General features: G+C 73.1%; 3 protein-coding genes and 2 pseudogenes. 4 read left to right on the forward strand and 1 reads right to left on the reverse strand.

Annotated elements, in window-relative coordinates; all coding sequences use genetic code 11:
- The 4 genes and pseudogenes from C1J00_RS34645 to C1J00_RS34660 form a co-directional block, all read left to right on the forward strand.
- On the forward strand, nt 1–507 hold a 507-nt coding region (locus C1J00_RS34645; RefSeq protein ID WP_180989802.1), incomplete at its 5' end, for a cobalamin biosynthesis protein.
- Nucleotide 508: 1 nt separating this feature from the next.
- Nucleotides 509–2041 carry a cobyric acid synthase gene (locus tag C1J00_RS34650; RefSeq protein WP_102912922.1) on the forward strand — a complete coding sequence of 511 codons (1533 nt, stop codon included), beginning with the start codon at nt 509–511 and terminating at the stop codon, nt 2039–2041.
- Nucleotides 2038–5694 (forward strand): cobaltochelatase subunit CobN, encoded by a 3657-nt coding sequence (gene cobN, locus C1J00_RS34655; RefSeq protein ID WP_102912923.1) that lies wholly within the window; start codon nt 2038–2040, stop codon nt 5692–5694. The genes C1J00_RS34650 and cobN overlap by 4 nt, the downstream gene beginning before the upstream one ends.
- Nucleotides 5691–7139, forward strand: a pseudogene (locus C1J00_RS34660) (ATP-binding protein); the annotation flags it as partial. The gene cobN and the pseudogene C1J00_RS34660, both read left to right, overlap by 4 nt.
- Here C1J00_RS34660 and C1J00_RS34665 read toward each other — a convergent pair.
- A pseudogene (locus C1J00_RS34665) lies at nt 7130–7255 on the reverse strand (MarR family transcriptional regulator); the annotation flags it as partial. The pseudogenes C1J00_RS34660 and C1J00_RS34665 overlap by 10 nt on opposite strands.

Consider the following 7255-nt stretch of genomic DNA (forward strand, 5'->3'; position numbering starts at 1 on the left):
GCACTGGTGTGGGGGGCCGTCGGCGGGGTGCCGGGGCTGCTCGGTTTCCGGGCCGTCAACACCCTGGACGCCATGGTCGGGCACAAGTCGGCCCGGTACCGGCGCTATGGCTGGGCCTCGGCACGGCTGGACGACCTCGCGGGGTGGCCGGGAGCGCGGCTGACCGCCGTACTCGCCGTGCTGGCCGGGCCGGATCCGCGGGGGGCCGTGCGGGCCTGGCGGGCCGACGCGGCGCAGCATCCGAGCCCCAACGCCGGGCCCGTGGAGGCCTCCTTCGCCGGGGCGCTCGGGGTGCGTCTCGGCGGGACGCTGTCGTACGGCGGGCGGGTGGAGCACCGGCCCGTGCTGAACACGCCAGGGCGTGCCGTCGGTACGCACGACGTCGAACGGGCCGTGCGGCTCTCGCGGCGCGTCACCTGGCTGGCGCTCGGGGTGTGCGCCGGTGCGCGGTTGCTCAGGAGTGCGCCGTCGCTCAAGGGCGCGCGGTCGCCGAAGAGGGGGAAATGACATGAACGGTGGGCTTCTTGTCGCCGGTACGACCTCCGACGCCGGCAAGAGCGTCGTGACCGCCGGGATCTGCCGGTGGCTGGTGCGGCAGGGCGTGAAGGTCGCGCCCTTCAAAGCGCAGAACATGTCCCTGAACTCCTTCGTGACGGCGGAGGGTGCCGAGATCGGGCGGGCGCAGGCCATGCAGGCGCAGGCCTGCCGCGTCGAGCCGACCGCGCTGATGAATCCGGTGCTGCTCAAGCCCGGTGGCGAGCAGAGCAGCCAGGTCGTGCTGCTGGGCAAGCCGGTCGGGGAGCTGAGCGCGCGCGGCTACCACGGCGGCCGGCAGCAGCAGTTGCTCGGGACGGTGCTGGACTGCCTGGAGCAGTTGCGGGGCACGTATGACGCGGTGATCTGTGAGGGAGCCGGTTCTCCCGCCGAGATCAATCTGCGGCGGACGGACATCGTGAACATGGGGATCGCCCGGAACGCCGGGCTGCCCGTGCTCGTGGTCGGCGACATCGACCGGGGCGGTGTGTTCGCCTCGTTCTTCGGGACGGTGGCGCTGCTGTCCCCCGAGGACCAGGCATGTGTGGCCGGGTTCCTCGTCAACAAGTTCCGCGGGGACGTCTCCCTGCTGGAGCCGGGGCTGGACATGCTGCACGGGCTCACCGGGCGGCATACGTACGGTGTGCTGCCGTTCCGGCACGGGCTCGGGATCGACGAGGAGGACGGACTGCGGGTGTCCTTGCGGGGAGCCGTACGGGAGTCCGTGGTCGCCCCGCCCGTCGGCGAGGACGTGCTGCGCGTCGCCGTGTGCGCGGTCCCCCTCATGTCCAACTTCACCGACGTGGACGCCCTGGCCGCCGAACCGGGTGTCGTGGTGCGGTTCGTGGACCGGCCGGAGGAACTGTCCGACGCCGACCTCGTCATCGTGCCCGGCACCCGTGGGACGGTCCGCGCGCTGGAGTGGCTGCGGGAGCGGGGCCTCGCCGAGGCGCTGGTCCGCAGGGCCGCCGAGCAGCGGCCCGTCCTCGGCGTCTGCGGCGGCTTCCAGATCCTCGGCGAGCACATCGAGGACGACGTCGAGAGCCGCCGGGGGCACGTCGACGGGCTGGGGATCCTGCCTGTGCGGGTGCGGTTCGCCCGCGAGAAGACCCTCGTCCGGCCGCGGGGCGAGGCCCTCGGGGAACGCGTCGAGGGCTACGAGATCCACCACGGGGTCGCCGACGTCGCCGGCGGGGACGCGTTCATCTCTGATGACAATGGACACAGCCTGGACGGCTGCCGGGTCGGCCAGACCTGGGGCACGCACTGGCACGGCTCACTGGAGTCGGACGGCTTCCGGCGGGCCTTTCTGCGCGAGGTGGCGGCCGCCGCGGGCCGCCGCTTCGTGCCCGCGCCGGACACCTCGTTCGCCGCGCTGCGCGAGGAGCAGCTCGACCGGCTCGGCGACCTGATCGAACAGCACGCGGACACCGACGCGCTGTGGCGGCTCATCGAGTCCGGCGCGCCGCAAGGACTGCCCTTCATTCCACCGGGAGCGCCCGCATGAGCACTGTGTTGTTGTTGTCGACCGCCGACACGGACCTGCTGGCGGCCCGGGCCGCCTCGGGTGCGGACTACCGGATCGGCAACCCGACCCGCGTGGACGTCCGGGAGGAGCTCCCGGCCCTGCTGGAGGGGGCGTCCGTCGCCGTCGTCCGGCTGCTCGGCGGCAAGCGGGCCTGGGAGGACGGGCTCGCCGCGCTGAAGGCCTCCGGCGTCCCCACCGTGCTGCTCGGCGGTGAGGCCGTGCCGGACGCGGAGCTGATGGCCGAGTCGTCCGTCCCGGCCGGGGTCGTGGCCGAGGCGTTGAAGTACCTCGTGGAGGGCGGGCCGGAGAACCTCACCGAACTCGCCCGGTTCCTGTCCGACACCGTGCTGCTGACGGGCGAGGGGTTCGTCGAGCCGCGGAAGATGCCGGAGTACGGCGTCCACGGCGAGCGCGCCCGGGTGGAGGGCCGTCCGACCGTCGGTGTGCTCTTCTACCGGGCCCACGAACTGAGCGGCAACAGCGGCTTCGTGGACACCCTGTGCGACGCGATCGAGTCACACGGCGCCAACGCCCTGCCCGTGTACTGCGGTTCGCTGCGCGGGGCCGACGAGGGGCTGTACGAGATCCTGGGCCGGGCGGACGCCCTGGTCGCCACCGTCCTCGCCGCCGGCGGCACCCACGCCTCGCAGGCCTCGGCGGGCGGTGACGAGGAGGCCTGGGACATCGGCGCCCTCGCCGAGCTGGACATTCCCGTGCTGCAGGGCCTGTGCCTGACGTCATCCCGGCAGGCCTGGGCGGACTCGGACGCCGCCCTGTCCCCCATGGACGCCGCGATGCAGGTGGCGATCCCGGAGTTCGACGGGCGGCTGATCACCGTTCCGTTCTCCTTCAAGGAGCAGGGGCCGGACGACGTGCCCGTGTACGTCGCCGACCCGGAGCGGGCCGCGCGCGTCGCCGGAATCGCCGTACGGCACGCGCGGCTGAAGTACAAGGAGAACGCCGAGAAGAAGCTGGCGCTGGTCTTCACCGCGTACCCGACCAAGCACTCCCGCGTCGGCAACGCGGTCGGGCTCGACACCCCGGCCTCGGCGGTGCGGGTGCTGGACGCGCTGCGGGACGCCGGGTACGTCGTCGAGGGGCACCCGGCGGAGGGTGACGAGCTGATCCACCGGCTCATCAACGCCGGCGGGCACGACGTGGAGTGGCTGACGGAGGAGCAGCTGGCCGCCGCGCCCGCGCGGGTGCCGCTGGCGGACTACCGGGCGTGGTTCGAGACGCTCGACCCGGAGCTGAAGGACGCCATGACCGAGGCGTGGGGCGAGCCGCCGGGCAGCCTCTACGTCGACGGCGACGACATCGTGCTGGCCTCGCTCCAGTTCGGGAACGTCGTCGTGATGATCCAGCCGCCGCGCGGCTTCGGCGAGAACCCGATCGCGATCTACCACGACCCGGACATGCCGCCGTCCCACCACTACATGGCGGCCTACCGCTGGCTGGAGAACAGTTTCGGCGCCGACGCCATCGTGCACATGGGCAAGCACGGCACCATGGAGTGGCTGCCCGGCAAGGGGCTCGGGCTCAGCGGCGGCTGCGCCCCGGACGCGGTCCTCGGGGAACTGCCGCTGATCTACCCGTTCATCGTCAACGACCCCGGCGAGGGCACCCAGGCCAAGCGCCGCGGGCACGCCACCGTCGTCGACCACCTCGTACCGCCGATGGCCCGCGCCGACACCTACGGCGACCTGGCCAAGCTGGAGCAGCTCCTCGACGAGTACGCCCTCGTCTCCGACCTGGACCCGGCGAAGGCCCCGACCGTGCGCGCCCAGATCTGGACGCTGGTCAAGGCGGCCGAGCTCCATCACGACCTGCACGTCGACGACCAGCCGGACGACGAGGCGTTCGACGAGTTCGTCATGCACATCGACGGCTATCTGTGCGAGATCAAGGACGTGCAGATCCGCGACGGACTGCACATCCTGGGCGGCGGGCCGGTCGGCGAACCCCGCGTCAACCTCGTGCTGGCCGTGCTGCGCGCCTCGCAGGTGTGGGGCGGGCAGGCCAACGCGCTGCCCGGACTGAGGGCGTCGCTGGCGCAGCACTTCGGGCTGGCGGAGAAGGAGTTGCTGGCCGAGCCCGGGGCTCCGTTGAAGGTGCCCGTGGAGCTGACGGACCTGGTGGACGGCCCGGCCCGCAGCGCCGCCGACGCGATCGACCTGCTGGAGCAGCTGTGCCGGCGGATCGCGGAGGGCATGGAGGAACGCGGCTGGGCGGTCGCCGAGAGCGCGCCGCTGGTCCGGGAGATCCTCGGCACCGAGCTGCCCGAGGCGGTCGCGGTGGTGGAGTTCGCCTGCACCGAGGTCGTGCCCCGGCTGGAGAAGACCACCGACGAGATCGGGCACATCCTGCGGGCCCTGAACGGCGGCTACGTCCCGGCCGGACCGTCCGGTTCGCCGACCCGCGGACTCGTCAACGTCCTGCCGACGGGCCGGAACTTCTACTCCGTCGACCCCAAGGCCATTCCGTCCCGGCTGAGCTGGGAGGTCGGGCAGTCCCTCGCGGACTCGCTGGTGCAGCGGTATCTGCAGGACACCGGCGCGTACCCCACGTCTGTCGGACTGACGGTGTGGGGCACCTCGGCCATGCGCACCCAGGGCGACGACATCGCCGAGATCCTGGCGCTGCTGGGCTGCCGACCGGTGTGGGACGACGCCTCGCGCCGGGTGACCGGGTTCGAGGTGGTCCCCCTGGCGGAGCTCGGCCGGCCTCGCATCGACGTGACGGTCCGCATCTCGGGCTTCTTCCGGGACGCGTTCCCGCACGTGGTGGGTCTGATCGACGACGCCGTCCGCACGGTCGCCGAGCTGGACGAGCCGGCGGAGTCCAACTACGTCCGGGCCCACGCCGACCAGGACACCGCCGAGCACGGCGACCGCCGCCGGGCCACGGCCCGCATCTTCGGCTCCAAGCCGGGGGCGTACGGGGCCGGTCTGCTGCCGCTGATCGACGCCCGCAACTGGCGCTCCGACGCGGACCTCGCCGAGGTGTACGCGGTGTGGGGCGGTTACGCCTACGGCCGGGGCCTCGACGGGCGGGCCGCGCGCGGCGACATGGAGACGGCGTTCAGGCGGATCGCCGTCGCCGCGAAGAACGTCGACACCCGGGAGCACGACCTCGTCGACGCCGACGACTACTTCCAGTACCACGGCGGCATGGTCGCCATGGTGCGCCACCTGACGGGCACCAGCCCCGAGGCGTACGTCGGTGACTCGGCCACCCCGGACCAGGTGAAGACCCGCACGCTCGGCGAGGAGACGCACCGTGTCTTCCGCGCCCGGGTGGTCAACCCGCGCTGGATGGCGGCCATGCGGCGGCACGGCTACAAGGGCGCCTTCGAGATGGCGGCGACCGTGGACTACCTGTTCGGGTACGACGCCACGGCCGGGGTCGTGGACGACTGGATGTACGAGAAGCTCAGCGCCGAGTACGTCTTCGACCCGGAGAACCGGGACTTCATGAAGAAGTCCAACCCTTGGGCGCTGCGCGGCATCACCGAGCGGCTGCTGGAGGCCGCCGAGCGCGGACTGTGGGCCGAGCCGGACGCTCAGACGCTGGAACGGCTGCGCGCCACCTATCTGGAGCTCGAAGGCGACTTGGAGGGCGACGAGAAGTGACCACCCCCTTTCCGTTCACGGCCGTGGTGGGCCAGGACGACCTGCGGCTCGCGCTGCTGCTGAACGCGGTGTCACCGGCGGTCGGCGGTGTGCTGGTGCGCGGCGAGAAGGGCACGGCCAAGTCGACGGCGGTGCGGGCGCTTTCGGCGCTCATGCCCACGCTGGACGTCGTCTCCGGCTGCCGCTTCTCCTGCGACCCCGGCTCCCCCGACCCCGGCTGCCCGGACGGGCCGCACGAGCCGGGGGTGTTCGAGACCCGGGCAGCGCGCATGGTCGAACTGCCCGTCGGCGCCTCCGAGGACCGTCTCGTGGGCGCGCTGGACATCGAGCGGGCCCTCTCGGAGGGTGTGAAGGCCTTCGAGCCGGGCCTGCTGGCCGACGCGCACCGCGGGATCCTCTACGTCGACGAGGTCAACCTGCTCCACGACCACCTGGTCGACCTGCTGCTGGACGCCGCCGCGATGGGCGCCTCGTACGTCGAACGCGAGGGCGTCTCCGTCCGGCACGCCGCGCGCTTCCTGCTCGTCGGCACCATGAACCCCGAAGAAGGCGAATTGCGGCCGCAGTTGCTCGACCGGTTCGGGCTGACCGTGGAGGTCGCGGCCTCCCGGGAGCCGGACCAGCGGGTGGAGGTCGTACGGCGGCGGCTGGCCTACGACGACGACCCGGCCGCCTTCGCCGCGCGCTGGGCCGAGGAGGAGGCAGCCGTACGGGCGCGGATCGTCGCCGCGCGGGAGCTGCTGCCGTCCGTGCGGCTGGGCGACGGGGCGCTGCGGCAGATCGCGGCGACCTGTGCGGCCTTCGAGGTCGACGGCATGCGCGCCGACATCGTGATGGCGCGGACCGCCACCGCGCTGGCGGCCTGGGCCGGGCGTACGGACGTGCTCGCCGAGGACGTCCGGCAGGCGGCGCTGCTCGCTCTGCCGCACCGGCGGCGGCGCAACCCCTTCGACGCGCCGGGGCTCGACGAGGACAAGCTCGACGAGACGCTGGAGGAGTTCGGCGGCTCGGACGGCGAAGATCCCGACCAGGATCCCGACCCGGGTCCCGGCCCGGACGGACCCGGCGGGGGCGGCGGACAGCCGGAACCCGACGACGCGCCGCAGGGCAACGGCGACGCCGCGGCCCGACCCGAGGCCGGGGAGGACGGGCAGCCGCAGCCCTCGGGGGCCGGCGAGCAGTCCGCCGCACGCGCCTCCGAGCCGTTCCGGACGAAGGTGCTGAGCGTGCCCGGGATCGGCGAGGGTGCCGCCGGGCGGCGTTCGCGGGCGCGGACCGAGCACGGGCGCACGACCGGGGCCCGGCGTCCCCGGGGCGCGCTCACGAAACTGCACCTGGCGGCGACCGTGCAGGCCGCGGCACCCCACCAGCGGGCGCGTGGGCGGTCCGGGCCGGGTCTGGTCGTACGCCGGGACGATCTGCGGCAGGCCACCCGCGAGGTGCGCTTGACCAGGCCGGTGTCGACGAGCGGTGCCACCTGCCGGGTGACCGTCGACGAGTCGATCCCCATGCTCGCTGCGAGCGCCTTGACGCCCATCGCGCCTTCCTTGTCGAGGCGGTT

This window comes from Streptomyces cahuitamycinicus, assembly GCF_002891435.1.
GTDB lineage: Bacteria > Actinomycetota > Actinomycetes > Streptomycetales > Streptomycetaceae > Streptomyces > Streptomyces cahuitamycinicus.